The sequence below is a fragment of the Amycolatopsis sp. NBC_01480 genome (assembly GCF_036227205.1).
Taxonomy (GTDB): Bacteria; Actinomycetota; Actinomycetes; order Mycobacteriales; family Pseudonocardiaceae; genus Amycolatopsis.
This window is the reverse complement of sequence record NZ_CP109442.1, coordinates 6,411,854-6,438,358: the sequence shown is the minus strand read 5'-3', so window position 1 is coordinate 6,438,358 and position 26,505 is coordinate 6,411,854. Positions and strand designations below refer to the sequence as shown.

The window sequence follows — 26,505 nt, the reverse complement described above, 5'->3', positions numbered from 1 at the left end:
GTGAGGGGGCGTTCTCTTGTGTCCGGGGTACTTCAGGACCGGGTGGCGAGCCCGCGCAGGAAGAACACCAGGTTCGCCGGGCGCTCGGCCAGCCGCCGCATGAAGTAGCCGTACCACTCGTCGCCGCACGGCACGTACACGCGCATGGTGGAGCCCTCGGCGGCGATCCGCTTCTGCTCCTCGGGCCGGATTCCGTACAGCATCTGGAACTCGTGGTCGGCCGCCGTGCGCCCGGCCTCGGCCGCCAGCTTCGACGCGATGGCGATCATCCGCGGGTCGTGCGAGGCCACCATCGGGTAGCCCTGGCCCGCCATCAGCACGCTCAGGCAGCGCACGTACGACTTGTCGACGTCCGCCTTGTCCTGGAACGCCGCCGACTCCGGCTCGGCGTACGCGCCCTTGCACAGCCGCACCCGCGAGCCCGGGCCGGACAGCTCACGGCAGTCCTGCTCGGTGCGCTTGAGGTAGGCCTGCAGCACCGCGCCCACCCACGGGTACTCGCCGCGCAGCTCGCGCAGGATGCCGAGCGTCGAGTCCGTGGTGGTGTGGTCCTCCATGTCGAGCGTCACGGTCGCGCCGACGGCCTCGGCCGCGGCGCAGATCTTCCGCGCGTTCTCCAGCGCGACGCCCTCGCCGTCGGCCGGCAGGAACTGCCCGACGGCCGACAGCTTCACCGAGACGTCCGCGCCCTGGGCCAGGCCCTGTTCGGCGAGCGCCGACAGCAGTGCCTCGTAGGCCCGGACGGTGGTGGCCGCCTGGGTGGCGTCCGTGGTGTCCTCGCCGAGGTGGTCGATGGTGATCGACCGGCCGTCGGCGGCCAGCTCCCGCGCGACGCGCACGGCGTCGGCGGTCGCGGACCCGGACACGAACCGCCGCACCACGGACCGCGTGGCGGGCACGGCTTCGATCAACGCGCGCACCCGGCGGGACCGGGCGGCGGCGAGCAGCGGGGCACGCAGCATGACAGGCTCCCTCTCAGCCCTGGTGCGGGTGACGCACGACGGTCGCCGGCACGAAGGTCTCCTTGACCGAGCGCGGGCTCGTCCAGCGGAGCAGGTTGAAGATCGACCCGGCCTTGTCGTTGGTGCCCGAGGCGCGGGCCCCGCCGAACGGCTGCTGGCCCACGACGGCGCCGGTCGGCTTGTCGTTGACGTAGAGGTTGCCGGCGCTGAACCGAAGTGCTTCGGACGCCTTCGCCACGGCCGCGCGGTCGTTCGCGATCACCGCGCCGGTCAGCGCGTAGGCCGCGGTCTCGTCGATCACCTTGAGCATCGAGTCGAAATCAGCATCGTCGTAGACGTGCACCGACAGGATCGGGCCGAAGTACTCGGTGCTGAAGATCTCGTGCTTCGGGTTGGCCGAAACCAGGACCGTCGGCTGCACGAAGTAGCCCACGCTGTCGTCCGCGGTGCCGCCGGTGAGGATCTCGACCTCGCCGTCACCCTTCACGCGCTCGAACAGCGACGCGTGCTTGTCGAACGCGCGCCGGTCGATCACCGCGCCGCCGAAGTGGCTCAGGTCGGTGACGTCGCCGTAGGACAGCGCCTCGGTTTCGGTGACCAGGCTGTCCTTCAGCTGCTCCCACACGCTGCGCGGGATGTACGCGCGCGAAGCGGCGGAGCACTTCTGGCCCTGGTACTCGAAAGCGCCGCGGACGAGCGCGGTACGCAGCACGTCGATGTCGGCCGACGGGTGCGCCAGCACGAAGTCCTTGCCGCCGGTCTCGCCGACCAACCGCGGGTAGCTGCGGTAGCCGGCGATGTTCCCGCCGACGGTGCCCCACAGGTGCTGGAACGTCGCGGTGGAGCCGGTGAAGTGGATGCCCGCGAGGTCGCGGTGCGTCAGCGCCACCTCGGAGACGGCCTTGCCGTCACCCGGCAGCAGGTTGATCACGCCCGGCGGCATCCCGGCCTCTTCGAGCAGCCGCATGGTCAGGTGCGCGGCGAAGCTCTGCGTCGGCGAAGGCTTCCACAGCACCGTGTTGCCCATCAGCGCGGGCGCGGTGGGCAGGTTGCCGGCGATCGCGGTGAAGTTGAACGGCGTGATCGCGTAGACGAAGCCCTCGAGCGGACGGTGCTCCATGCGGTTCCACACGCCGGGCGAGCTGATCGGCTGCTCGGCCAGGATGCGGCGGCCGAATTCGACGTTGAAGCGCCAGAAGTCGGCCAGCTCGCAGGCGGAGTCGATTTCGGCCTGGGTGGCGGTCTTCGACTGGCCGAGCATGGTGGCCGCGTTCAGCGTGGCGCGCCACGGGCCGGTCAGCAGGTCGGCCGCGCGCAGCAGGATCGCGGCGCGGTCGTCGAACGACAGCCCGCGCCACTCCGGCGCGGCCTTGCCCGCCGCGGCGACGGCGTCGGCGGCGTCCTGCTTCGTGGCGCTCTGGATGGTGCCCAGCACGTGGCCGTGGTTGTGCGGCTGGACGACGTCGATCTTCTCGCCGCCGCCGGCGCGCTGCTCGCCGCCGACCGTCACGGTCAGGTCGACGGGCCCCGCCTGGCCCAGCTTGGCCAGCGCGCCCTCGAGTTCGGCGCGCTCGGCGCTGCCCGGCGCGTACGTCAGCACCGTTTCGTTCTTCGGGACTGGGGTCTGGGTTACGGCGTCCACGGCGGCTCCCTTGTTCTCGGCACCTGCGGGTTCAGTTGCCCGAACCGTAACGCCGGAAGCCGCGGGCGGGTTTGTCCGCCAGGCTAGAATCACCAAGGTGAGGTTGTCCGATCAGCCAAAGGCTCCGGTGGTTCCCGAGGTCGTGCCCGGGACGTCGCTGCGGCACGTGCTCGCGACGCTCGGTGAACCACTCGTCCGGGTGCTCGTGGCGCCGCGCGGGCTGGCCGTGCCGGTCGAGGACGTGGTGATCCTCGACCCGGAGGACCCGCCCGAGGCCCACCCCGGCGACCTGGTGCTGGTGATCGGCGCGCGCGGCCGGGCGGCGGCCGCGGCGATCCGGGCGGCCGGACGCGGTGGCGCGGCGGCAGTGGCGGTGAAGGGCGAAGGCGGCACGGAAATCGCGGCCGACGCGGGCGTCGCGCTGCTCACCGTCGGCGCCGAAGCGCGCTGGGAACAGGTGGAAGCGCTGGCCCGCGGGGTCGTCGACGCGGCGCGCGCCGGCGGCGAGGCCCAGAGCGGCGAGGTGCTGGGCGATCTGTTCGCGCTGGCCCAGACCGTCGCGACGCTCACCGGCGGGCTGGTCAGCATCGAGGACACGGCCAGCCGCGTGCTGGCCTACTCGCGTTCCTCCGACGAGGTCGACGAGCTGCGCCGGCTGTCGATCCTCGGCCGCGAGGGGCCGGAGCGGTACCTGGCGATGCTGCGCGAATGGGGCGTCTACCAGCGGTTACGCGCGGGCGAGGGGATCGTGCGCATCGACGAGCGGCCCGAGCTGGGCATCCGGCGGCGCATCGCGGCCGGCATCCACGCCGGTTCTCAGCCGCTCGGCACGATCTGGGTGCAGGAGGGCGCGACGCCGCTGACCGAGCAGGCCGAGGTCGCGCTGCTCGGCGCGAGCCGTTCGCTGGCGCCGCAGCTGATCCGCGCGCGGACCCAGCCCAGCCCCGAGCTTCGCCTGCGTGAAGACCTGCTGGCCGGGCTGCTCGACGGCCGCGTGGACGCCGAATCCGTGGCCGGCGAGATCGGCGCGGACCCGGCCCGTCCGGCGCAGGTGCTGGCGTTCGCGCTGTCCTCGCCGGGGGCGGCGGCGTCCGGCCGGCAGCTGCGCCGCGCCGAGCTGGTGCACCTGATCGCGGTGCACACCGCGGCGTACCGGCGGACCGCGCTGGTCAGCGTGCTCGGCGGCCGCGTCTACGCGCTGCTGCCCGATCTGCCCGAGCACCCGGACGCGGCCGTGCTGGCGCTGGCCAGGGAGATCGTCGCGACGGCGCGGCGGCACCTCGACGTGCCGGTGCGCGCGGCGCTGGGCGGGGTGGTGCCCCGGCTGTCCGACGCGGCGGCCTCCCGCGGCGACGCGGACCGCGTGCTGGCGACGATGGCGCGCGGCCGCTGGCCGGAGCCGGTCGCCTCACTGGCCGACGTGCGCGCCGACGTGCTGCTGTCGGAAGTCCTCGCCTACCTCGCGGACCAGCCGCGCATCCGCGACCCGCGGCTGGCCGAGCTGATCGCGCACGACGCCGAGCACGGCGGCATCCTGGTCCCCGCCGTGCTGGCCTACCTGGACGCGTTCGGCGACGTCCGCGCGGCGGCGCGCGCGCTGAACATCCACCCGAACACCGTGCGGTACCGCGTCCGCCGGGCCGCCGAGGTCTCCGGCATCAGCCTGGCCGACCCCGCCCAGCGGCTGCTCACGGAGCTGCAGCTTCGGCTGTGAAAACACTTGCCCGCGCTCGATAGGCTGCCGCCGTGGATCTTTTCCCGCGTGCTTGGGGCGCTCTCCAGGAAGCCGTCCACGCGCTCGAGGACGGCCAGTGGGTCACGCCGTCGGGCTGCACCGGCTGGCTCGTCCAGGACCTGGTGTTCCACCTGGTCATCGACGCGCAGGACATCCTGATCACGCTCGCCTCGACCACCGAAGCGCCCGCGACCCGCGACGCGGTGACGTACTGGCAGCCGTCCGAGCCGCCGACGGGCACCGACCCGGAAGCGACGTTCGTCCGCCGGAGCGCGGCCGCGTACGGCACCCCGGCCGGCCTCACCCACCACTTCGACGACCTCGCCGTCGCCGCCGGGCGCGCCGCGGCCGCCGCGGACCCGGCCACCCGCGTCGAGACCTGCGACGAGGTGTTCACGGTGGCGGACTACCTGTCGGTCTACGTGGTCGAGTCGACGATGCACCACCTCGACCTGGTCCGACATCTGTCCGGAGTGGACGGACCACCGCCGGAGACCGTCGCGGCTGCTCGGGTGATGGTGGAAAAGGTAACGGGACAAGCTTTTCCGGCCGGGGTGGACGATCGTGAGGCGCTGCTGGTGGCCACCGGCCGGGTCCCTGTGCCCGCCGCGTGGGGCGGCTTCACCCCGGTGGTGCTGGGTTGATCAGCTGTGGCGGCCGTTCACGCCGCCGGAACAGCGAGCCCGGCCACCTGCGCCAGCGCCCCGAACGAGTCGACCCGCGCGGACGGGTCGTACGTGCTGGTACTCACCAGGATCTCGTCCGCGCCAACGCTCTCGACCAGCGAACCCAGGCGGTCGGCGACCTCGTCCGGGGTGCCGCCGATCTGTCCGGCCAGCGTCTGGTCGAGGCGGGCGCGCTCGCGGTCGGTCATCGGCAGGGCGAGGATTTCGTCCGGGGGCGAAAGCGGCGGGAAGACGCCGTGGCTGCGTGAGTACACCGTGGCCCAAGCCTCCGGCACGAGCAGCCGGCGCGCGGCCGCCGCGGAATCGGCGACCGCCACCGCTGTCGACACGACGACATACGGCTCCGCGGCCTGGTCCGAGGGCCGGAACTCGTCGCGGTACTGGGCGACGGCGTCGAGCAGGACGCGCTCGCCGCGGACCGGCGCGATGACCAGCGGCAGCCCCAGCTCTGCGGCCAGCGCGGCGCCGGAACCGGTGGCCAGCAGGAACGCGGGCACCCGGCGGCCCTCGGCGGGGATCGCGTGCACCCCGGGGTAATCCACCTGGTCGCCGCGGAAGAAGGCGAGCAGCTCGCGCACCTGGTCCCCGAAGTCGGCGGCCGCCTCTTTGCCCTGCCCGAGCGCGCGGCGGACGCCGTCGGTGAAGCCGACCGAGCGGCCCAGCCCGAGATCGATCCGGCCGGGGAACAGGGAGTCGAGCACGCCGAACTGCTCCGCCACGACCAGCGGCCGGTGGTTGGGCAGCATCACTCCCCCGGTGCCCACGCGGATCCGCCCGGTGGCCGACGCGACGGCCGCGGCCAGCACCGTCGGCGCCGAACCGGCGACCCCCGGCACGCCGTGGTGCTCCGAAACCCAGAACCGGTGATACCCCAGCGCTTCGATGTCCCCCGCGAACGAGACCGTGTCACGCAGCGCCTGCCCGTTGCCCCGTCCACGGCGGACGGGCGAGCGGTCGAGAACGGAGATCCGGTACGTCACACCGACCTCAACACCGTTGGGAGGGCCCGGATTCCCACGTAGGGGCTCGTGAGTGTTCATGACGGTTAGTTGGGGTCGCCCTTGCGGGCGTGCCTTTGTGGGCTGAAAATTGTGGTTGGCTGCCTGTTGACGTCGTGGTTCTTTGGTTGTGGTGGAGGCCGTCGGTTAGTCGGGCGCTGGGAACTGCGTGGTGGGCCTTTGACTGTTGCTTCGAGCACGCGGATCAGATTCTGTGTTTCCCTGGTGGTTCCCCGGGCAGCCGTTGGTTGTCCCGGGGACGCTGCTGGGAGGTGGGTGTGATGCTGGCCGAGGCGCAGGATCATGAGGAGATCATCGAGCGGGTCGCGGCGATTGATGTGGGCAAGGCCGAGGTGATGTGTTGTGTGCGGGTGCCTGATCGGGTTCATCCGGGTCGGCGGTTGCAGGAGGTGCGGCCGTATTCGACGATGACGCGGTCGTTGCTGCTGCTCTCGGACCGGCTCGCGGAGCTGGGTGTCACCCGCGTGGTGATGGAGGCGACCTCGGATTACTGGAAGCCGGTGTTTTATCTGCTGGAGCGGCCGGGGCGGCAGGTGTGGCTGGTCAACGCCCGTGATGTGAAGCATCTGCCGGGGCGGCCCAAGACCGACCGGCTGGACGCGGTGTGGTTGTGCAAGGTCGCCGAGCGGCAGATGCTGCGCCCGAGTTTCGTGCCTCCGCCCGAAGTTCGGCGGTTGCGGGACCTGACCCGCTATCGCTGTGATCTGGTCCGGGCCCGCACGAGTGAGAAGAACCGGGTGGAGAAGCTGCTCGAAGACGCCTGCATCAAACTCTCGGTGGTCGCGTCGGATATTTTCGGGGTGTCCGGGCGGGCGATGATGGCGCAGCTGATTGACGGGCAACGCAACGCGCAGCAGTTGGCGCAGCTGGCGAAGGCGGGAATGCGCCGCAAGATCCCGGTCCTGGAGGAAGCGCTGACCGGCCGGTTCACCGATCACCACGCGTTCCTGCTGGCGACGATGCTGCGCCGGATCGACGGCATCGACGCCGACCTCACGGCGGTGGAGACCGAGGTCGAGCAGGCGCTGGCCCCTTTCGCGGTGGCGGTGGCCCGGCTCGATGAGATCATCGGCGTGGGTGTCACCGCGGCCTCGGTGATCATCGCCGAGATCGGTGTGGACATGTCCCGGTTCCCCACCCCCGCGCACCTGAGCTCCTGGGCGAAGTTCGCGCCGGGAGTGTCGGAATCCGCGGGTCGGCGCAAGGGCCGCTCCGCGACCGGGCACGGCAACCGCTACCTCGCCTCGGTACTCGGGGAGATCGCTGTCGTCGTCGGCAGAACGGACACCTTCCTCGGAGAACGTTACCGGCGCATCGCGAGACGGCGGGGTACCAACCGTGCGATCGTCGCGGTCGGGCGATCCATCCTGGTGATCGTCTGGCATCTGCTGTCCGACTCCGAGGCCCGCTACCGGGACCTCGGGGCGGAGTTCTACCAGCGGCAACGCGGCACCGAACGCCAGAAAGCCGGCCACATCCGCCAGCTCCAAGCACTCGGCTACCACGTCACCCTCGAACCCGTCGCCTGACCACACCGGCCAGCACACCCCACAACCCACCCGGCTCCGCCGGGCGCTGTCGCACGCCCGGTCACCATCATTTTCGGGTCAGAACCGGCATGAACACTCACGAGCCGCTAGGGGCGCCAGCGTTCGCTGTAGTCCGGGTGATCGGCGTACGGCAGGGCGAGCAGGCGCAGCGTCAGGCACCAGTTGGAGCCGGCCTCGTCGGCGGGCACGTGACAGGTCTCGCACCAGTATTCGCTGCCGTAGAGCGGAAAACCGGGCACCTTCTCGGACACCGTGGTGCGGTGGGCGAGCATGATGCGGCGGGTCGTCTCGACCTCGTTGATCATCTGGTTGACCACGTCGATCTCGATGTCGCCGAGCGCGCGCACGCGCTGCTCCACCGCGACCTTCGTCTCACCGCGGTTGAGCGGCTCGCCGTCCTTCGCCTTGCGCACGGCCTGCATGATCACCGCCTGGCGCTGACCCACCCGTGCAGCCAGGAACGCGATCAGGTCGTCCACGAACGGCCTCCCTCCTCCAGCCTGCCCCGGGCATTCCGGTCCGAGGTCGCGGGCCGACCTCAGCCCGTTACACCCGGCACCGGGCCCCGACCTCCCCGGGGCCCGCAGAACAGTACCCGCGCCATTCGTTGACCAGCGGGAACGTTATGCAGACGTGAGGGTTGTGATTTCGCACCACCGGCGCAGTTGATCACCGAGGGTGACCACGGGCCGCGTCCGACCCGTCACTCCGGGTCGGAACGCGCCTTGCTCGGCTGCACGCGTTTGGGCTCGCCGGGCATTTTCGGATAGTCCGGCGGGTAGGGCAACTCCGCGCCGCCCAGGTCGCGGTCGTCGCGTTCGTACCACTCCAGCAGCGTTTCGAGGCCGAACGCCGTTTCGTCCATGGGCGCGTGCAGGTCGCCGTGCTCGGCGTAGAAGCCCGGGACGGACAGGACGTCGAAGTCGTCCGGCTGGACGTCGTCCAGCATCGCCCAGGTCAGCGGCGTCGAGACGGTGGCGCGGGGCGTGCCGCGGACCGACCAGGTCGAGGCGACCGTGCGATCGCGCGCCGCCTGGTTGTAGTCGAGGAAGACGCGGCCGCCGCGTTCCTCCTTCCACCACGAGACGGTCGCCTGCGCCGGGGCCCGCCGCTCGACCTCGCGGGCCAGCGCGATCACGGCGTGGCGCACCGCGATGAAGTCCCACTCCGGCCGGATCCGCACGAGCACGTGCACCCCGCGGCCGCCGGAGGTCTTGGGGTAGCCGGTGAGCCCGGCGTCGGCCAGCACCTCGCGCACGACGCGGGCCACGGCCACGGCGTCGTCGAACCCCGCCGAATCGGGCGGGTCGACGTCCACGCGCAGTTCGTCCGGATGGTCCACATCGGACCGCCGGACCGGCCACGGGTGGAAGTCGAACGTGCCGAGGTTCGCCGCCCAGGCGAACACCGCCGCCTCGGTCGGGCAGACCTCATCGGCCGTGCGGCCGGACGGGAAGGCGATCCGCGCCGTCTCGAGCCAGTCGGGCGCGCCCTTCGGCACGCGCTTGGCGTAGAACCACTCGCCCTCGACGCCGTCGACATAGCGCTTCAGCGTGGTGGGCCGCTCCCCGATCGCGCGCAGCAACGGGTCGGCCACGGCGAGGTAGTACTCCACCACCTGCCGCTTGGTGATGCCGCGCTGCGGGAAGTAGACCTTGTCGGGGCTCGACACTCGGACCGAGCGCGGCCCCACCTGGTACTCGACCGGATCGCCGTTCTTGGGCATGGGCTCACCGTAGCGGGATCGGCGGCGGGCGCCCGGCCTTCGCGACCTGCCGCGGCAGCGGTGCCCTACCGTGGAAAGGGTGTCCGGCCGAACCAAGCTGATCCTCGCGCTCACCGTGCTCGCCCTCTTCGCGGCGGCCGCGGTGTTCCTGCCGATCCCCGGTCCGGCCGACCTCCGGCGCTGGGCCGCGGCGACCGGGCCGGCGACGCCGCTGCTCCTGCTGCTGGCGTACTCGCTGCTCACCGTGGCGCCGATCCCGCGCACGGTGTTCAACCTGGCCGCCGGGCTGCTCGTGGGCACCGTGGCCGGGATCGCCATCGGCCTGGTGGCCACGACGATCGCCGCCGGGCTGTCCTTCGGCCTGGCCCGGCTGCTGGGCCGGGACCTGGTCACGCGGCACCTGCACCGCGCGCCGGTCCGCCTGGTCAACGAGCGGCTCTCCGGCGGCGGCGTGCTGGCGATCACGTCACTGCGCCTGATCCCGGTGGTCCCTTTCGCGCCGTTGAGCTACCTGTGCGGCGTCTCGTCCGTGCGGCTGGTCCCGTATCTGGTCGGAACTGCGCTGGGTAGCGTGCCGGGCACGGTCGCGGTGGTGATCCTCGGTGACGCGCTGACCGGCGACACGCCGCCCGCGCTTCTGGTCTGTTACGGCGTCTTCGCCGCCGCCGGCGCCATCGGCCTGGTCAGGGTGCTGAAGAAGCGCGCGCCGGCGCCCGAGGCGGAAGAGGCCGCGGCGCCGGCACCAGCTGGCTGACGGCGGCCCCGCCCGCTCGACCGCTACACTCGTTTGGGTGCGCGAGGGCCATCCGCGCTGCGCAGGACCACGATCACCGGGATTTCGTCAGGAGCGGTCGCCATCGACACCGGTCAGCTGATCGCGGGGCACTATCGCCTCGTCGAGCACATTGGTAGCGGTGCCATGGGAGTGGTGTGGCGCGCCGTCGACGTGCGCCTGGAACGGTCGGTGGCGATCAAGCAGATCCTGCCGCAGCCGGGCGTGTCGGAGGCCGAGCGCGACAACATGCGCCAGCGGGCGATGCGCGAGGCGAAGAACGCCGCGCGGTTCCAGCACCCGAACGCCATCGTGGTCTTCGACATCGCCGAGGACGGCGGCGACCCGTGCCTGGTGATGGAGTACCTGAACGGGCCGAGCCTGTCCGCCGTGCTGGCCGACCAGGGCACCCTGCCGGTGGGCCAGGTCGCGCGGATCGGCGAGCAGGTCGCGGCCGCGCTGGTCGCCGCGCACCGCGCCGGCATCGTGCACCGCGACGTCAAGCCGGGCAACATCCTGATCGACGAGACCGGCACGGCGAAGATCACCGACTTCGGCATCTCCCGCGCCGCGGGTGACATGACCCTCACCCAGACCGGCCTGATCGGCGGCACCCCGGCCTACCTGGCGCCCGAGCTGGCGCGCGGCGCCGACCCGGTGCCCAGCTCCGACGTCTTCGCCCTCGGCGCCACGCTCTACCAGGCGATCGAAGGCCAGACGCCGTACGGCAACACCACCAACCAGCTCGCGCTGCTCTACGCGGCCGCGAACGGCCAGATCAACCCGCCGACCCAGGCCGGCCCGGCCACCGCGCTGCTGATGAGCCTGCTGCGCAGCGAGCCCGCCGAGCGCCCGAGCATGGCGGAGGCCCGCGAGCGCCTGGCCGCGCTGACCGCGGGCGAGCCGACGCCGCCGATGACCCCGCTGCTGCTGTCCGGCAACCAGGGCGACCGCGTCGGCTCGCGCCCGCCGTGGCAGCGGGCCGAGGCGAAGTCCCCGGCGTCGGCGCCGATCCCGGCTCAGAAGGCCCCGTCGAACCCGCCGCGCACGCCGACCGCGGCGTTCATGCCGATGCGCTCGCCGTCCGCGCCACCCGGGCCCCAGACCCCCGGACCGCAGACGCCGCCGCGCCAGGCTGCGCCGCCGACGCCGCCCCCGACCCCGCCGCGTCCGCAGCCGGCCCAGAACAGACCCCCGGCACCGCCCCGAACCCCCGCCACCACAGCCGCCGCCCCGAGCTACTCGGCCGGCGGCGGCACCGGCATGTCCGCGGACACCAAGCGCAAGGCCGCGATCCTGGCCGGCGGCGCGGCGGCCGTGGTCGTCGTCGCGGTGGTCGTCTTCCTGGTCCTGAGCAACGGCAGCGGCACCGACAAGAGCGCACCGCCGGCCGGGCAGCAGCCGCAGACGTCGAATTCGGCCGGAGTGCCGAACTCCGTCAGCAACCCGCCCAGCTCGCCCCCCGTCGCAGGCCTCGGCCAGACCCCGACCGACGGCGGCCAGATCGGGTTCTCACCCGCTGGCCAGCGGGTGATCGACTTCTACAGCTTCCCGCAGGCGGCCGCTGCGGCATGGTCGATGCTCACCCCGGCGGCCCAGCAGGTCTACGGCACCCAGGACACGTTCAACCAGTACTGGGGGAAGTTCCAGTCGGTCAGCAGCAAGCGTGCCAGCGGCGCCTACAACGCCGATGGCTCAGTGACCATCACCGTCACGGTCAACTTCCCCGATCACAGTGAGGCCCGGTCGTTCCGGGTCATCAGCTCCGGCGGTCAGCTCCTCATCGACTCGAACACGAAGAGCCAGCAGGATTCCAACCAGTAGGACATCTCTCCTGACGGCTACTCGGCGTGAGGTACGGGCACTCCAGGCAGCGTCCGAGCCGTCGGCTTATTGTCCATTGCCAGAAATCTCCCTGAGCGGCAAGCAGAACCGGACTTGTCACGCGATCGGACCTACCGTCACCCCAAAGCGTCACTAACAGCGATAAGAGACCCTGCGATGCCACTCGCCAGACGGCTTATGCCGGAATATTTTACGCAGTAAATTTACCCCGTGACCAACCAGATGAGATCCTGGAAATATGGAACGGCACTAAGACGACCAGTGACCGTCGCGCTTTTAATCGCAATCCTGACGGCCTGCGTGAGCACACAAGCCGGGGCGGCGTCACGTGACACGACTGCCGGGACGCCCGGGGTGATGGTCACGACATACGAGGCTGTCAATATCCGGCAAACTCCATGGTCCACCAGCAAACTGCTAGGTAGTTACCCGGCTAATGCAACCATGCTTGGATTCTGCTGGGCGCACGGTGAGCCGATTTCCGACAACGGAGTCGTGAATAACGACATCTGGGTCTCCACTGGAGTTTTGAACGGCGTAAAATCCTATTTCATCAGCGCCGTGTACCTCAAGGGGGATTCTCTCGGCGGGATGCCGGTAGGAGCACAGTGCCCGTAACTGCCCGGTAGCCTGAGAAGCAGGTAGGCGAAACAACGCCTGTAGGCGGTTCCGATCGTGGCTTCGGCGCCAGTCCCGGCGGACGCCTTCACCGGCCCGCCGGGACTGGCGAACCAGTGACGCACGCCGCTTCGGGAGTGTGCTGATCAGGCCCGATGGCTTACCGTGGTGGCATGGCCGAGAGCGCAGCTGTGCCACCGGGCTGGAATCCCCGTTTTCACGAGGACCTGGTCGGGCTCGACCCGTATGACCCGGAGGCCCTCGCGTTCGCCGCCCATCTGGACCGGATGGAGCGCACCGGGCCGACGTTCACGGTGGAGGCCTGCCTGGACCAGGTGGGCGATTTCGCCGATTCCAGCAACCGCCTCGGCGGGCTGCGGTACTGGGTGTCCGCGCTGATCGCGGTCCTCATCGTGTTCGGCGTGATCGTCACCGCATGGGACATCGTGACGCACGCGATCGCCTTCCTGCGGGGGTAACGTGGGGCTGGTGAAAGGTATGAAACCGGTCGTCGGCACCACCCCCCGTGTAGTGAAGTCCGAGCAGGAGTGGCGCGCGGAGCTGAGCCCGGAGGAGTACGCGGTGCTCCGGCAGGCCGGCACCGAGCAGCCGTTCGTCGGCGAGTACACCGACACCAAGACCACCGGGGTCTACGAGTGCCGGGCCTGCGGCGCCGAGATCTTCCGCAGCGACACGAAGTTCGAGAGCCACTGCGGCTGGCCGTCGTTCTACGACCCGGCCGACTCCGACGCCGTGCTGCTGCGCGAGGACCGGGCCATGGGCATGCGCCGCATCGAGGTGCTCTGCGCCTCCTGCCACAGCCACCTCGGGCACGTCTTCGAGGGCGAGGGCTACGAGACGCCGACCGACCAGCGCTACTGCATCAACTCGATCTCCATGAAGCTCGTCCCGGTTCCCGAGGCTCAAGCTTGACCCAAACTTAGGGCCGGACAGACTCCCCGCCCTCCCCGAAGCGTGCAAAATGGGACAACGGCACGCTACTGGGGAGGGCGGACCTATGACCGGGAATTGGGGCACCGACAGCGCGATCATCGCTGGCGCAACCATCTTGCTGGGTATTTTCGTGCTGCTCCGGGTCTTCGTCCGCAGCCGCCAGGCCTGGCGCGGAGCCCACGAAGTCCCCCGGCTCACGTCGCTCGCGCAGGTCGCGATGCTGACCGGCGGCCCGGCCCGCGTCGGCCAGACGGTGGTGGCCGAGATGATCGAGCGTGAGCAGGTCCGCATCGACAGCGGCGGACGGCTGCACCTGACCCCGCTCGCCCCCGCCGACCCGTTCGGCCAGGAGGCCGCGGCGATCATCGGCCTCCGGTCCGGCGTGACCGGAGTGGTCGGCGAGCTGTCGCGCGGCCCGGAGATGCAGGCTCTCACGGAAGAACTGGTCTCGCACGGGCATTTCGTCGACGAAGCGCCGGTGCGGAAAGCCTGGCAGCGCGCCCTGATCGTGGAGTCGGCGCTGTTCACCGCCGGTCTGGTCTGGTTCCTGATCGACCTGGCGCGCGGGACGGCTTCCGGTTACCTGCTGATCGCCGCCTTCGTGGCGCTCGTGCTGGCGGCGGTCGCGGTCGCGCAGGCCACGCGCACCACGGGGCCGCGGCTCACCGAAGCGGGCCGCGCCGCCGCGACCGCCGGCTGGGCCGACAAGAGCCTGGTCACCGGCGCGGCCGGCGCCGTCGCCCTCGGCGGGATCGCCAACTACCCGGACCGCGACATCCGGGTCGCGCTCAGCCGCGGCACCGTACCGTCGACGGCCCCGCGACGCGGCCGAACGCAGACCGGCTACGCGGCCGGTGCGGGTGTCGCGTGGATCGCCGGTTCTTTTTGGGGCGGCTCGAGCTGCGGTGGCGGGTCGAGCTGCGGCGGTTCCGGCTGTGGCGGCGGGTCGGGCTGCGGTGGCGGTTCCGGCTGTGGCGGGGGCGGCGGCTGCGGCGGGGGCAGCAGCTAGCCGCAACCCGGGCCGTCGGTTCTGCCGACCCGAACAGGCGTAACGGACCGGTAGGGTCCACCAACTCCGACGACGAGGGGGCACACGATGAGTGAGCCGTGGGGTATCTCGGGCCCGCAGTTCCTGGTGCTGTACGGGCTGGTTTTGGCGCTGTTGCTGATCGCGCAGCTGGTTGTCGCCGCCATGGTGCGGGCGCGGGCCCGTTCGGCACCCGCCACGCACGACGGCTCGATGCCGGGCGTCTACCAGCTGGCTTACCTCGTGGGCGGCGCCGCGCGCGCCATCGACACGGCGATCGCGGCGCTGGTCGAGCGTGGCCAGCTGCGCGTGAACAGCTACCGCCAGCTGAGCGCGGCCGGCGCGACGCCGCCAGAGCCGTTGGAGCGGGCCGTCCACGCCGCCGCGAAGGAGGCCAGCCGGAGCCTGATGATCAACGAGCTGCGGTCCCGGACCATGGATTCCCTTGCGGTGAAAGACATCGAAGCTGACCTGGACCGGCGTGGCCTGCTCATGTCCTCGGGCGGTTTGGCGAAGATTCGGACCTCCTTCTCCCTGTTGTACGCACTGGTCCTGGCGGTCGGGGTGGTGCGGTGCGTGAACGGCGCTGCCCTCGGCCGTCCGATGGGCGGGCTCATCGCGCTGCTGCTCGTCGCGCTGGTGCTGACCTTCGCGACGTACTCGGCCCGCCAGCGAAAGCGCCGCCACCTGACGTCAGCCGGCGAAGCCCTGGTCATCCGGGCCCGCACAGAGCTGCAGGCCACGGAACGGCCGGAGGAGCTCGCGCGAGCGGCCCACGGTGGCGCGCTGTTCGCCGGCGCCGCCGTGGCCGTCGCCCTCGGCGGCCTCGCCATGTACCCCGACGAGGAACTGAGCACCGCCCTGGCCACCCCTGCCTGGTCCGGCGGCGGTGGCTCTTCCGGCGGCTCGTCCTGCAGCAGCGGTTCCTCTTGCAGCAGCGGCTCGTCCTGTGGCGGCGGCTCCTCGTGCGGCGGTGGCGGATGCGGCGGTTGACATGACCATTCCGGACCCGGCCGCGGAAAAGGGCGCGGCAACGCAAGCTGACTCAGCTGCAGCCGACACAGCAACGCAGGCTGGCTCGGCAACACCTGCCACCTCAGCGGCACAGGCCGACGCCGCAAGGCAGATCAGACCTGCGGCGCAGGTCGACACCGCTCCACTGCCGAGCGTGGCGTCGCGGGTGGAGGCAACCACAGCCACCGCTCCGGCAGCCCCGGACACCAGGCCGGCGGGCACTCGGCTCGGTATCGGGATCGGGTGGCGGGCCGAGCTGGATCTGTCGATCGCGCGGATGCCCGGGGTCGACTGGGTCGAGGTGGTCGCGGAGAACCTGCACGCACCGCATCTGCCCGATAGCCTGCTTGCCTTGCGGGACAAGGGAATTCCGGTGCTGCCACACGCCGTTTCGCTCTCGTTGGGCGGGGCGGAGCCGTTGGACACCGCGCGCGTCGAGCATCTGGCCGAGCTGGGCCGGGCACTTGACGCGCCGCTGGTCAGCGACCACGTGTGCTTCGTCCGCGCGGGCGGGCTCGATTCCGGGCACCTGATGCCGTTGCCGCGCACCCGCGAGGCGCTCGACGTGCTGGTGGCGAACGTGCGCCTGGCCCAGTCCATAGTGGACGTCCCGTTCGCGCTGGAGAACATCGCGGCCCTGCTGGAATGGCCGGAGAACGAGCTGACCGAGGAGCAGTTCCTCACCGAGCTGACCGAGCGCACCGGCTGCCTGCTGATCATCGACGTCGCGAACCTGTATGCCAACGCCCGCAACGTCGGCACCGACCCGGCCGCCTTCCTCGACGGCATCCCCTGGGAACGGCTGGCCTACGTGCACATGGCCGGCGGCATCGAGCGCGACGGCGTCTACCACGACACCCACGCCCACCCGGTCCTCCCGCAGGTGCTCGACCTCCTCGCCGAACTGCGCCGCCGCACCGACCCGCCCGGCGTCCTCCTGGAACGCGACGACGACTACCCCACCGACACCGAACTCGCCGCCGAACTGGCCGCCCTCCGCGCGACGGTGGAACGGTGACCACGCCCGCGCACGTTGCAGTGGAACGGTTCCACCTCCAACGCGCCTGCCGGCGGAACGGTGAACGCGCCCGCTCCAGCACGCCTGGCGGTGGACCGATGAACACGCCCGCACCAGACCGAACCTCCGCGCGCCCGGCGGTGACACCATGACCCGTGAGGACCTTGCCGCCCGTCAGGCGGCGCTGCTCGAGGCGCTGCTCACCGACGCGCCCGCCCCGTCCGGATTCGACCCGGAGCGGCTGCGGATCGAGGCCGATGTGGTGCTGACCAAGCGGCGCAGGCTCGTCGCGTATCTGCGGCCGGACCTGCCCGAAGCGCTGGGCGAACGGTTCCGGCCGCTGTTCGACGCCTACGCGGCCGAGCACCCGAAAGCCGTGACCACGCGGGCCCGCGAGTACGCCGACACGTTCGCCGACTGGCTCGTCAGCCGCGGCGATCTGCCGAAACCTCGCTGGTTCCAGCGCCGGAAACGCTGACCAGACCCCTTACGGCAGATGCCACATCGCGGTATCAGCCCCGGGCAGATGCGAAGCGTGATCCCAATGCGGCGGTGCGCCCGGCAGCTCACCGGCCATCTTCACCCGCGTCATGCGGCCGTAGTCGCTGTCCACGTCTTCCAGCAGGTCCGATAAGTCCACTTCGGACGATACGCTTTCCTTGCGCCCCAGCGAGTCCAGCCAGCGACCGGTCCCGGCGAGGGACAGCCGGGCCTGCCAGGTGCCGCCCTCGGTGACGGTGCGGCGGACCGCTGTCATGACCGCCGCGGCGGCTAGCCAGCCCGTGGCGTGGTCCAGGGCCTGGGCGGGCAGCGGCACCGGGCCCTCGGCGCCGGCGACGCGCGCGTTCTCCTCCGCGATGCCGGACGAGAGCTGCACCAGGCTGTCAAAGCCGCGGCGGCGCGCCCACGGGCCCTGCCAGCCGTAGGCGGACAGGTCGGCGATCACCAGGCCGGGCCGCAGTTCGGCCAGTTGCTCCGGGCCGAAGCCGATCCGCGCGAGCGCGCCCGGGCGGAACGACTGCACCAGCACGTCCGCGCGGGAGATGAGCTTCTTCAGCCGCGCCCGGCCGCCCTCGGTGTCGAGCGCGACGAACGACGAGCGCTTGCCCTGCCCGGTGTCCATCGTCAGCAGCGGGATGCGCGGCAGGTGGGCGGCGCCGACGTGCACCACGTTCGCGCCGTGCGCGGCGAGCACCCGCCCGGCGACCGGGCCGGCCAGCACGTGCGTCAGCTCCAGGATCCGGACCCCGCCCAGCGGGCGGTCGGAGTCGTACAGCAGCCGCTTCGGCGCGTCACCGATCCGCCGCAGCTCCGCAACCGGCAGGTCCGCGACGGCCTCGCCCTGCGGATGCGCGAGCCATTCCTCGCGCGAGCGCATCAACGCGGCCGCGCCGCCCGCCGCCACCACGGCGGACTCGACCTCGGCGGCGGTCTTCGCGGCCACCGTCTTCGCCACGGACTCACGGCTCGCCGGCACGCCGAGCGCCCAGCACACCGCGGCCTCGTGCCGCCGGTAGTTGCAGTGCAGCTTCACCCAGCCGTCGGTGGCCCGGTAGTCGCCGGACAGTGGGCCCCACGGGTCCGGCCCCGGCTCGCCGTCCACGCGCAGGTGCGCCTCGCTGCGGAACGCGGCCGCGGCGTGCCGGGTGTCCGCCCCGACGACGCCCGGCTCGATGCCGCGCAGCTTGAGCAGTTCCGCGGCCGCGAGCGTGGCGGCCGCGATCGAGGACGTCGCCGCCGCCGCGACCCGGAACGGGCCGGGCAGCACGTTCTCGTCGCCGCCCACCCCGACGGCCGGCAGCGAGTCGCCGGTGAGCGTCTGCCAGAGGCCGGCCAGCACGTCTTCCACGGCGGTTACGGCAGTGCCGCGACGAGCTCGGCCGGCGGCACGCGGGTGCCCGTGTAGAACGGGACCTCCTCGCGCACGTGCAGGCGAGCCTCGGTGCCGCGCAGGTGGCGCATCAGGTCGACGATGCGGTGCAGCTCGTCGGCCTCGAAGGCGAGGATCCATTCGTAGTCGCCGAGTGCGAAGGACGCGACGGTGTTGGCGCGCACGTCCGGGTAGTCCCGCGCCTCCTTGCCGTGGTCGGCGAGCATCTTGCGGCGCTCGTCGTCGGGCAGCAGGTACCACTCGTACGAGCGGACGAACGGGTACACGCAGACGTACTTGCGCGCCTCTTCCCCGGCCAGGAACGCCGGGACGTGGCTCTTGTTGAACTCCGCCGGCCGGTGCAGCGCGGTCTGGCTCCACACCGGCGTCGACACGCGCCCGAGCGGCGTGTGGCGGAAGCCCGCGTACGCGGCCTGCACCTGCTCGATTTCCTCGGCGTGCCACCAGATCATGTAGTCGGCGTCGGCGCGCAGCGCGGCCAGGTCGTACACCCCGCGCACGATGACACCCTTGGCCTCGAGCCCTTCGAGGTACTCGGTGGTCTCGCGGCCCGCGGCCCCGCGGTCCTCGCCGAGCCGCCCCGGCTCGACCCGGAAGACCGACCAGGTGGTGTAACGGATGCTGTCGTTGAGCTCGTTGTAGTTCAGCCGCGCCATGCCTCCATCCTGGCACTGCGCGGTGCCCGGGCGCCAAGCGCCTCCGTCACACTGTGGACAACCGGGCCCGGACCACTCCCCCTGTGGACAACTCAGTCCCGCAGCTGGTCCGCGATCCGCCGCGCGGCCGCGTCCGCGGTGGCGACGCACGCGGGCAGCCCGACGCCGTGCAGCGTCGCGCCCGCGACGGCCAGCCCCGGCACCTCGGCGACGGCGCGCTCGATCCGCTCGACCCGCCCCAGGTGCCCGGCGCCGTACTGCGGCAAGCCGCCGCCCCAGCGCGTGACCAGGGTGTCGATCGGCTCGGCGGCCACGCCGATCAGGCGCGCGAGGTCGTCGCGGACCACCCGGACCAGGCCGTCGTCGTCGCCGGTCAGGGCGCCGGGCTCGCCGAAGCGGCCGACGGAACCGCGCAGCAGCACGGCTTCCTCGTCGCCGTAATGCGCCCACTTGTTGGAGGAGAAGGTGAACGCCTTCGCCGCGTACGGCACGCCCGAGGCATCCCGCTCCCCCGCGCCGATCAGGATCCCGGAGGCGTCCGGCAGCTCGGTGCCCGGCGGCAGCGCCAGCGCGACCACGGCCATGGACGCCAGCTCCACCTCGCCGAACGCCGTCGCCGCGGCCGGGGCGATCCCGTCGAGCAGCCGCCGCGCGGCCGGCGCGGGCACGGCGAGCAGCACCGCGTCGACGTCCACCGGGGTGTCTTCGGGCGCGTGCGCAGGTGCGGCCGAGCCGACGTCCAGCCGCCAGCCCGCCGCGGTCCGGGTCAGCGCGCGCACGGTCGCGGACGTCCGCAGCGTGGCGCCGGAAAGCTCCAGCAACCGTTCGAGCAGCCCGGACAAGCCGCCGGTCAGCGTGCCGAACACGGGCGCCGGACTGCCCGGAGTCTTGGGCAGCAAGGATTCCGCGGCCTCGGTGAGCGAAGCCGCACCCCCGGCCACCGCGTTCGCCAGGCCGGGCATCGTCGCGCGCAGGCCGAGACCGTCGGCGCCGCCCGCGTAGACGCCGCCGAGCAGCGGGTCGACCAGGCGGTCCACCAGCTCGTCGCCGAACCGGCCGCGCAGCAGCGGGCCAAGTGGGACGTCTTCGCCGGCCAGGTCCACCGGCCCCCGCGACCGCTCCTTCTCAACGGCGCGGCGGCCGTCCTCGGACAGCACCCCGGCCACCGCGTCGGCCGACGCGGGCACGCCCATCACCGTGCCCGGCGGCAGGCCCAGCACGGTGCCGCCGGCGTGGATCTTCGCGCGCGCCTTCGTCGGGTGCACCAGCCGCTCGCCGAGGCCGACCTCCGCGACCAGCGACGTCAGCTCCGGCCGGCGCGCCAGGAACGCCTCCGCGCCGACGTCATAACGGACGCCGCCGACCTCGGCCGTGCGCAGCTTGCCGCCGATCGAAGGCGTGCCCTCGAAGACAGTGATCACGACGTCGTCGCCGAGCAGTTTGCGCAGCCGGTACGCCGCGGCCAGCCCGGAGATGCCGCCGCCGACGACGGCGACGCGGCGGGTCACAGCGAGTGCACCAGCTCGGCCACCCGGGTCAGCACCTCGGGCTCGACCCCGGGCAGCACGCCGTGGCCCAGGTTGAAGATGTGGCCGTCGGCCGCGCGGCCCTCCTCGACGATCCGGCGGACCTCGGCCTCGAGCACCGGCCACGACGCGTACAACAGCGCCGGGTCGAGGTTGCCCTGGACCACCGCCGAGCCGCCGAGCCGGCGCACGGCCTCGTCCAGCGGGATCCGCCAGTCGACGCCCACCACGTCCGCGCCCGCCTCGCGCATCGCGACCAGCAGCTCGCCGGTGCCGACGCCGAAGTGGATCCGCGGCACGCCGTACTCCGCGACGCCGTCGAGCACCTTCGCCGAGTGCGGCAGGACGAATTCGCGGTAGTCACGCTCGGACAGCGCACCCGCCCACGAATCGAAGAGCTGGATCGCGTCGGCGCCCGCGTCGAGCTGCGCGCGCAGGAAGGTCAGCGCCATGTCGGCCAGCCGCCCCGCGAGCTCGTGCCACAGCGCGGGCTCGGAGTGCATGAGCGCCTTGGTGTGCTCGTGGTTGCGGCTCGGCCCGCCCTCGATGAGGTAGCTGGCCAGCGTGAACGGCGCGCCGGCGAACCCGATCAGCGGCGTGGTCCCCAGCCGCTCGACCAGCAGCCCGACCCCCTCGGCGACGCGCGCCACCTGCTCCGGCTCGAGCACCGGCAGCGCCCGCACGGCCGCGAGGTCGCGCACCGGCTCGGCCACCACGGGCCCGGTGCCCGGCACGATGTCGATGTCCAGCCCCGCCGCCTTCAACGGCACCACGATGTCGCTGAACAGCACGGCCGCGTCCACCCCGTGCCGGCGCACCGGCTGCAGCGTGATCTCCGCCAGCATCTCGGGGTCGAAGCACGCGTCGAGCATCGCGACGCCCTCACGCAGCTTGCGGTACTCCGGCAGCGAGCGCCCGGCCTGGCGCATGAACCAGACCGGCGTGCGGGCGGGCCGCTCCCCGCGGGCCGCCGCCAGGAACGGCGCCTCCCCGAGGTCGCGGCGGATCGAGGCAGGCGACGAAGAAAGCTGAGGCACGATCTCTATCGTCCCACCCGGCCGCACCGGGCCCGGGCCGGGTCGGCGCCGGGCCGGAGTGCAGGTTGGGATGCAGCGGATGACGCTTCCGCTTCACTCAGCGCAGGGAAAGCGTCATCCGCTGCGTGAAGGAGGCGTCCGACAACGTCGTCATCGCGACGATCGGCCGGTCGGGGATCCCTCGGCGCGCCTGCGTCCGCAACGGGGCGTCGCCGCCCTACAGTCGTTCTGTGACCGCGATGACGCCAGTGCCCGAGCTCTTCCGCGAAGCCGTCGCGGCGCTGCAGTCCGTCCGGCCCCGCCCGGAGGTGCAGCTGGAGACGATGCGCGCACCGCAGCGGCTCGCTCCGTGGTCGTACGCGGTGAGCTGCGAGGTTTCGGGCCCGGCGGACGTGCTGGCGTCCGGCCGGCTGGTCCTGCTGCACGACCCGGACGGCCAGGAAGGCTGGGAGGGCGTGCTCCGCCTGGTCATGTACGTCCGCGCGGAGCTGGACAACGAGCTGGCCACCGACCCGTTCCTGCCGGCCGTCGGCTGGTCGTGGCTGACCGACGCGCTCGAGGCGTCCGGGGCGAGCTGGACCGCGCTGGGCGGCACGGTCACCGAGACCTCGTCGGCCCGGTTCGGCGACATCTCGGGGCCGACCCGCACCGACGACCTGGAGCTGCGGGCGTCCTGGACGCCCACCGACGCGGCGCTGCGGGCGCACGGGTACGCGTTCTGCCAGGTCATGGCGAGCGTCGTGGGCCTGCCGCCGGTCGGCGTGACGCTGTTCGAGCAGCGTCAGAGCTCCTGATTTCCCAAGTTCACCCGGTCGGGCAGCCGCGAAACGGGCCTCCCGCGCCCTGAGCGCGCCCTGGCGGCCACCACATGGTCTGGACAACTGAGCCACCGGGGACCACCCGTGCGCGATCCTGAGGCCGTTTCACGTCCGTCCACCTGGGACCGCACGCACTAGCACGGGCGGACGTTCACTTTCGTGAACACCCCATGATCACCCGGCGTCATTCCCTGGTCACGGCCAAGGTGCCGCCACCCGGGGACGGGCCGGCGCCGCGGCGATCACCGAGAGCAGCATCGAGGTGACCCAGGCAAACGTGAATAAAGATGATCTTGCCCCGGCCGGGGCCACTTTCCGGGGTCCGGCGGGCCGCCGTTGGGCCGTCCGGGCGGAAGCATCCGCAGCTGCACGGGCCATCTGCACGGCCGTTTCCACTCCGGTAACTCTGTTGCATCGCCCTGGTGAGCGGATGCGTTAGCGAGCGGCTCAGCACTAGCCCGATCGTGTTACAACGAACTCCCTGAGTGACGAGTCGTTTCAGATAGATACCCATTCGATCCCCCCGCAACGGCTCCAGGGCGGCTACAGTGCCTTCGACGACACCACTTTCGGTCTAAAGCTGGCGCGGCTGAACGGCCGAAGGTCCCGGTGCCGGTCGGGGGGCACGACCGACTCCAGGGAGGTAGTGACGTGGCTACCGTCGGCTTATCTCAGGCCGTTCGATCCACGCCAGCCGGTGCTTTGCCGGCGAGCATGGTTCCGCACCCGCGGGAAGAGCTTTTTTCCGTGCTGGTGGTCGATGACCACCCGCTGTTGAGGGAGGCAATCGCAGCAAGACTCGCACAGATGGGTGCGGGTACCGTCCACGAGGCCGCCACGGTGGCCGAGGCGAGGGCGCGAGCGCAGGCCACCGGGCCTTGCGATCTGGCGATCCTCGATCTCGGACTGCCGGACGGCAGCGGCATCGAGCTGGTTACGGAACTCCGTAGCCACGGCTGGCCTCGTGTTGTGGTGCTCGCATCGTCCGACGACCCGTATGCGGTCAGGTCGGCGTTCCAGGCCGGTGCCCAGGCATACCTGCTCAAGTCCGCGTCGCCGGTCGTGGTGACCGACGGCGTGCGCAGGGTCCTGGAAGGCGGCGTGTACGCCGATCCGAGCGTGGCCCCGGTCCTGGCGACCGGCACGCGGGTCGCGGGCACCGACAACACCCCGCGCGAGCTTTCCGCCCGCGAGGTCGAGGTGCTGCAGCTCGTCGCCGACGGGCAGTCCAACAAGGAGATCGGCGAGGAGCTTTCGCTCTCCGCTCTCACCGTCAAGTCACACCTCTCCCGCATCGGGCGCAAGCTCGGCACGGGTGACCGGGCCCAGATGGTCGCACTGGCCATGCGAGCCGGTGTGATCCGCTGACGAAGGCGAACGAAGTCCCTGCGGGGCGGGCGGACCAGGCGCGGTACGCCCGTCCCGTAGGGTCGTCAGTCATGGAAAGCAGTGCACAGGCGGACGGCGCCCGGACCGGAGACAGCACCACCGAACCCGCTGCCGACTCACCTGTGCTGCTACGCGAGCCTGCCGAGGGCACCCCGCCCGTGGTGACCGACGCGGCCGCCCTCGCCGAGGCCTGCGCGCGGCTCGCCGCCGGGACCGGCGCCGTGGCCGTGGACACCGAGCGAGCGTCCGGCTACCGCTACTGGCCCAAGGCCTACCTCGTCCAGCTCCGCCGTGAAGGCTCCGGCACCGTGCTGGTCGACCCGATCGCCCTCGAAGGCGAGCTGGGCCCGCTGCGCGAGGTCCTCAACGACACCGAGTGGGTGCTGCACGCCGCGTCCCAGGACCTGCCGTGCCTGGCCGAGCTGGACCTGCACCCCAAGTCCCTGTTCGACACCGAGCTGGCCGGACGGCTGGCGGGCTACGAGCGGGTCGCGCTCGGCACGCTGGTGGAGCTGCTGCTCGGCTACACCCTGGAAAAGGGGCACAGCGCCGCGGACTGGTCGAAGCGGCCGCTGCCGGTGGACTGGCTCAACTACGCCGCCCTCGACGTCGAGCTGCTGAACGAGCTGCGCGAACGGCTCGAGGTGGAGCTGGAGGCGCAGGGCAAGCTGGAGTGGGCGCGGCAGGAGTTCGAGGCCGTCCGCACCGCCCCGCCGCCCGCGCCGCGCGCCGAGCCGTGGCGCCGGACCTCCGGCGTGCACAAGATCCGCAGCCCTCGTGGCCTGGCCGCGGTGCGTGAGCTGTGGCAGGCCCGTGACGAGCTGGCCCGCAAGCGCGACCGCGCGCCCAGCCGGGTGCTGCCGGACAGCGCGATCATCAACGCCGTGACGGCCGACCCGAAGACCGTCGAGCAGCTGCAGGCCCTGCCGGTGTTCAGCGGCCGGGTGCAGCGCAAGTACACCGCGAGCTGGCTTCGTCACCTCCAGGCTGCGAAGGCGCTGCCGGCGAGCGAGCTGCCGACGGCCGCCCAGTCCACCGACGGCCCGCCGCCGGTCAACCGCTGGGCCGACAAGGACCCCGACGCGGCTGCCCGGCTCTCGGCGGCCCGCGCCGCTCTCTCGGCCATCGCCGAGGAACGGCGGCTGCCGGTGGAGAACCTGATGCTGCCGGACCTCGTCCGCCGCACTTGCTGGCGGCCGCCCGTCGCGCCGTCCGGAGAGGCCCTGTCCGAAGACGTGGTCGCCGACGCCCTGCGCGCGGGCGGCGCCCGGCCGTGGCAGGTCGAGCTCACGGTGGCGGCGCTGACCAAGGCGCTCCAGGCCGTGGCCGCTTCCTGACGGTCTTCCGGCAGGACTGGACAGTTCCGGGTCATCTTCCCGACACCCCTCCCCCGGCAGCGGCCCGCGGCTTAGCCTTCGGTGACCAGCCAGCCGGAGGTGCGGCTTGACCGACTTCGTGTCCGACCGACCCGCGGTCCGCTGTTTCCTGAGCTTCACGCACGAGGACGACGACCTGTTCGACGGCTTCATCACGCCGCTCAAGCAGAAGCTGCAGCAGTACTGCGCGGCGGGGCACGGCCGCAAGGTCGACCTGTTCCTGGACCGCGAGACCATCACCTGGGGCCAGGACTGGCGCCGCGGCATCGAGAAGGGCCTCGACGCGGCGACGGTTTTCATCCCCGTCGTGACCATGCACTACTTCCTGGAAAGCCCGTCCTGCCGCGACGAGCTGCTCGCGTTCTACGCCCGGGCCAAGGAACTCGGCCTGACCGACCTGATCCTGCCGCTGATGGTCGCCGGGCCCGAATTCCTGACCGGCGACAGCGACGACGCCTGTATCCGGGTGGTCGAGAAGCTGCAGTACGTGGACATCCGGGAGGCCGTGGTCTCGGGGCCGGGGACCGCCGCGTTCCGGGGGATGATCAAGCTCGTCGCGGGCAAGCTGATCAAGGCCGTCGAGGCGGCCGAAAACCAGCTCGCCTGGCCCGGCGCGCAGGAGTCCGGCGGCGACCGGCGGGACGCCGACCAGCGGATCGGCGATCTGGCCGGACAGATCCTGAGCCAGGTCAAGGACTTCGCCACGATCCTGGGCGAGGTCACCGGCCTGGTCAACGACGGGCGGGCCTCGGCGGGCCGGACCCGCGAGGACCGCGCCGCCGAGGCCCAGCGGATCACGCCGCTGGCGATCCGCGCCCGTCGCGCCGGCACCGGCTTCGAGCTGGCCGCCGCCGAGGTGGAGGCGGCCGTGCGGGCGTACCTCAGGAACCTGCGGGCCCGGGGCAGCGACGAGCAGCTCGACGCGGCGCGTGCCGATTACGCGCAGCTCGCCGGAAGCCTCGACGACCTGACCGCGGTCGAGTCCTCGGTCGCCGAGTTCTTCGCGGGGACCGGGCACAACGAGGAAGCCGTCTACGCTCCCCTGCGCGCCGCTCTCGGCCCGCTGCGACTCGGCGCCCAGTCGTTCCAGCTCGGCATCCAGACCCTGCGGCGGCTGCGCGACGTGGAGGTCTGAGCGCACCCGCCCGTGTGCCGTAGCCCACTCGACCGGGCCACTCCCCTGGTTACCCGTGGGTAACAAGGGCTACCCTGCGGGCAGGATTTCTGTCTACTTCAGGAGCATT

At 71.8% G+C, this 26,505-nt stretch carries 25 protein-coding genes; 16 read left to right on the top strand and 9 right to left on the bottom strand.

The features are described 5' to 3' along the window. Nucleotides 1-32 precede the first annotated feature (32 nt). Both OG371_RS30790 and pruA read right to left on the bottom strand, forming a co-directional pair. The gene (locus OG371_RS30790) at nt 33-962 is read right to left on the bottom strand and encodes a proline dehydrogenase family protein (protein WP_329058942.1); all 930 of its coding nucleotides are present in this window, start codon (nt 960-962) and stop codon (nt 33-35) included. A 13-nt stretch (nt 963-975) separates the two neighbouring features. Beyond that, on the bottom strand, nt 976-2,604 hold the full coding sequence (pruA, locus tag OG371_RS30785) for an L-glutamate gamma-semialdehyde dehydrogenase (protein ID WP_329058941.1): 1,629 nt from the start codon (nt 2,602-2,604) through the stop codon (nt 976-978). A 97-nt stretch (nt 2,605-2,701) separates the two neighbouring features. Between pruA and OG371_RS30780 the strand changes: the two genes are divergently transcribed. Continuing rightward, the gene (locus OG371_RS30780) at nt 2,702-4,318 is read left to right on the top strand and encodes a PucR family transcriptional regulator (RefSeq protein ID WP_329058939.1); all 1,617 of its coding nucleotides are present in this window, start codon (nt 2,702-2,704) and stop codon (nt 4,316-4,318) included. A 32-nt stretch (nt 4,319-4,350) separates the two neighbouring features. Beyond that, a complete protein-coding gene (locus OG371_RS30775; RefSeq protein ID WP_329058938.1) occupies nt 4,351-4,983 on the top strand; it encodes a maleylpyruvate isomerase N-terminal domain-containing protein in 633 nt (210 codons plus the stop codon). Nucleotides 4,984-5,000: 17 nt separating this feature from the next. Here OG371_RS30775 and OG371_RS30770 read toward each other — a convergent pair whose 3' ends face one another. Further along, on the bottom strand, nt 5,001-6,005 hold the full coding sequence (locus OG371_RS30770) for an LLM class flavin-dependent oxidoreductase (protein ID WP_329058937.1): 1,005 nt from the start codon (nt 6,003-6,005) through the stop codon (nt 5,001-5,003). 299 nt (nt 6,006-6,304) lie between these two features. On the opposite strand from OG371_RS30770, the gene OG371_RS30765 reads away from it, so the two are divergent. Next, the gene (locus OG371_RS30765) at nt 6,305-7,573 is read left to right on the top strand and encodes an IS110 family transposase (protein ID WP_329057553.1); all 1,269 of its coding nucleotides are present in this window, start codon (nt 6,305-6,307) and stop codon (nt 7,571-7,573) included. A 107-nt stretch (nt 7,574-7,680) separates the two neighbouring features. On the opposite strand, the gene OG371_RS30760 is transcribed toward OG371_RS30765, so the two are convergent. Next, nucleotides 7,681-8,073 carry a DUF6221 family protein gene (locus tag OG371_RS30760; RefSeq protein ID WP_329058936.1) on the bottom strand — a complete coding sequence of 131 codons (393 nt, stop codon included), beginning with the start codon at nt 8,071-8,073 and terminating at the stop codon, nt 7,681-7,683. A gap of 224 nt (nt 8,074-8,297) precedes the next feature. Continuing rightward, a complete protein-coding gene (gene ligD / locus OG371_RS30755; protein WP_329058934.1) occupies nt 8,298-9,320 on the bottom strand; it encodes a non-homologous end-joining DNA ligase in 1,023 nt (340 codons plus the stop codon). A gap of 79 nt (nt 9,321-9,399) precedes the next feature. Here ligD and OG371_RS30750 point away from each other — a divergent pair, with 79 nt between their 5' ends. The 9 genes from OG371_RS30750 to OG371_RS30710 all read left to right on the top strand — a co-directional run bounded on the left by OG371_RS30750 (nt 9,400) and on the right by OG371_RS30710 (nt 17,046). Continuing rightward, the gene (locus OG371_RS30750; RefSeq protein ID WP_329058933.1) at nt 9,400-10,074 is read left to right on the top strand and encodes a TVP38/TMEM64 family protein; all 675 of its coding nucleotides are present in this window, start codon (nt 9,400-9,402) and stop codon (nt 10,072-10,074) included. Between the two features lie 117 nt (nt 10,075-10,191). Further along, the gene (locus OG371_RS30745) at nt 10,192-11,916 is read left to right on the top strand and encodes a serine/threonine-protein kinase (RefSeq protein ID WP_329073313.1); all 1,725 of its coding nucleotides are present in this window, start codon (nt 10,192-10,194) and stop codon (nt 11,914-11,916) included. A 231-nt stretch (nt 11,917-12,147) separates the two neighbouring features. Next, the gene (locus OG371_RS30740) at nt 12,148-12,555 is read left to right on the top strand and encodes a hypothetical protein (RefSeq protein ID WP_329058932.1); all 408 of its coding nucleotides are present in this window, start codon (nt 12,148-12,150) and stop codon (nt 12,553-12,555) included. Between the two features lie 155 nt (nt 12,556-12,710). Next, a complete protein-coding gene (locus OG371_RS30735; protein WP_442876006.1) occupies nt 12,711-13,034 on the top strand; it encodes a hypothetical protein in 324 nt (107 codons plus the stop codon). A 19-nt stretch (nt 13,035-13,053) separates the two neighbouring features. Further along, entirely contained in the window at nt 13,054-13,488 is a 435-nt protein-coding gene (msrB, locus tag OG371_RS30730) for a peptide-methionine (R)-S-oxide reductase MsrB (RefSeq protein WP_329073312.1), read from the top strand. An 85-nt stretch (nt 13,489-13,573) separates the two neighbouring features. Continuing rightward, a complete protein-coding gene (locus OG371_RS30725) occupies nt 13,574-14,518 on the top strand; it encodes a TIGR04222 domain-containing membrane protein (RefSeq protein ID WP_329058930.1) in 945 nt (314 codons plus the stop codon). Nucleotides 14,519-14,605: 87 nt separating this feature from the next. After that, complete coding sequence (locus OG371_RS30720) at nt 14,606-15,529, top strand: TIGR04222 domain-containing membrane protein (protein WP_329058929.1); 924 nt, start codon at nt 14,606-14,608, stop codon at nt 15,527-15,529. Between the two features lie 187 nt (nt 15,530-15,716). Then, complete coding sequence (locus OG371_RS30715) at nt 15,717-16,568, top strand: DUF692 domain-containing protein (RefSeq protein ID WP_329073311.1); 852 nt, start codon at nt 15,717-15,719, stop codon at nt 16,566-16,568. 148 nt (nt 16,569-16,716) lie between these two features. Continuing rightward, a complete protein-coding gene (locus OG371_RS30710; RefSeq protein WP_329058927.1) occupies nt 16,717-17,046 on the top strand; it encodes a hypothetical protein in 330 nt (109 codons plus the stop codon). 9 nt (nt 17,047-17,055) lie between these two features. On the opposite strand, the gene OG371_RS30705 is transcribed toward OG371_RS30710, so the two are convergent. The 4 genes from OG371_RS30705 to hemE form a co-directional block, all read right to left on the bottom strand. After that, nucleotides 17,056-18,417 carry a CoA transferase gene (locus OG371_RS30705; protein WP_329058926.1) on the bottom strand — a complete coding sequence of 454 codons (1,362 nt, stop codon included), beginning with the start codon at nt 18,415-18,417 and terminating at the stop codon, nt 17,056-17,058. A 5-nt stretch (nt 18,418-18,422) separates the two neighbouring features. After that, a complete protein-coding gene (hemQ, locus tag OG371_RS30700) occupies nt 18,423-19,115 on the bottom strand; it encodes a hydrogen peroxide-dependent heme synthase (RefSeq protein WP_329058925.1) in 693 nt (230 codons plus the stop codon). Nucleotides 19,116-19,207: 92 nt separating this feature from the next. Beyond that, nucleotides 19,208-20,623: a protoporphyrinogen oxidase gene (hemG, locus tag OG371_RS30695; protein ID WP_329058923.1), complete on the bottom strand. Its 1,416-nt coding sequence runs from the start codon at nt 20,621-20,623 to the stop codon at nt 19,208-19,210. Continuing rightward, complete coding sequence (gene hemE, locus OG371_RS30690; protein WP_442876187.1) at nt 20,620-21,687, bottom strand: uroporphyrinogen decarboxylase; 1,068 nt, start codon at nt 21,685-21,687, stop codon at nt 20,620-20,622. Before hemE ends, hemG begins: the two co-directional genes overlap by 4 nt. A gap of 221 nt (nt 21,688-21,908) precedes the next feature. Between hemE and OG371_RS30685 the strand changes: the two genes are divergently transcribed. From OG371_RS30685 to OG371_RS30670, 4 genes are all read left to right on the top strand, one after another. Next, nucleotides 21,909-22,472, top strand: coding sequence for a DUF3000 domain-containing protein (locus tag OG371_RS30685; protein WP_329058919.1), 564 nt, complete (start codon nt 21,909-21,911; stop codon nt 22,470-22,472). Between the two features lie 675 nt (nt 22,473-23,147). Further along, on the top strand, nt 23,148-23,864 hold the full coding sequence (locus OG371_RS30680; protein ID WP_033291604.1) for a response regulator transcription factor: 717 nt from the start codon (nt 23,148-23,150) through the stop codon (nt 23,862-23,864). Between the two features lie 71 nt (nt 23,865-23,935). Beyond that, nucleotides 23,936-25,222, top strand: a complete 1,287-nt coding sequence (locus OG371_RS30675; RefSeq protein WP_329058918.1) for a ribonuclease D — start codon at nt 23,936-23,938, stop codon at nt 25,220-25,222. A 106-nt stretch (nt 25,223-25,328) separates the two neighbouring features. Further along, nucleotides 25,329-26,396 carry a toll/interleukin-1 receptor domain-containing protein gene (locus tag OG371_RS30670; RefSeq protein WP_329058916.1) on the top strand — a complete coding sequence of 356 codons (1,068 nt, stop codon included), beginning with the start codon at nt 25,329-25,331 and terminating at the stop codon, nt 26,394-26,396. Nucleotides 26,397-26,505: the final 109 nt, after the last annotated feature.

Coding starts and splice junctions, on each gene's coding strand:
- OG371_RS30710 (WP_329058927.1), top strand. CDS start 16,717: ATGACCCGTGAGGACCTTGCCGCCCGTCAGGCGGCGCTGCTCGAGGCG.
- msrB (WP_329073312.1), top strand. CDS start 13,054: ATGAAACCGGTCGTCGGCACCACCCCCCGTGTAGTGAAGTCCGAGCAG.
- OG371_RS30725 (WP_329058930.1), top strand. CDS start 13,574: ATGACCGGGAATTGGGGCACCGACAGCGCGATCATCGCTGGCGCAACC.
- OG371_RS30765 (WP_329057553.1), top strand. CDS start 6,305: ATGCTGGCCGAGGCGCAGGATCATGAGGAGATCATCGAGCGGGTCGCG.
- OG371_RS30735 (WP_442876006.1), top strand. CDS start 12,711: ATGGCTTACCGTGGTGGCATGGCCGAGAGCGCAGCTGTGCCACCGGGC.
- OG371_RS30675 (WP_329058918.1), top strand. CDS start 23,936: ATGGAAAGCAGTGCACAGGCGGACGGCGCCCGGACCGGAGACAGCACC.
- ligD (WP_329058934.1), bottom strand. CDS start 9,320: ATGCCCAAGAACGGCGATCCGGTCGAGTACCAGGTGGGGCCGCGCTCG.
- OG371_RS30790 (WP_329058942.1), bottom strand. CDS start 962: ATGCTGCGTGCCCCGCTGCTCGCCGCCGCCCGGTCCCGCCGGGTGCGC.
- hemQ (WP_329058925.1), bottom strand. CDS start 19,115: ATGGCGCGGCTGAACTACAACGAGCTCAACGACAGCATCCGTTACACC.
- OG371_RS30720 (WP_329058929.1), top strand. CDS start 14,606: ATGAGTGAGCCGTGGGGTATCTCGGGCCCGCAGTTCCTGGTGCTGTAC.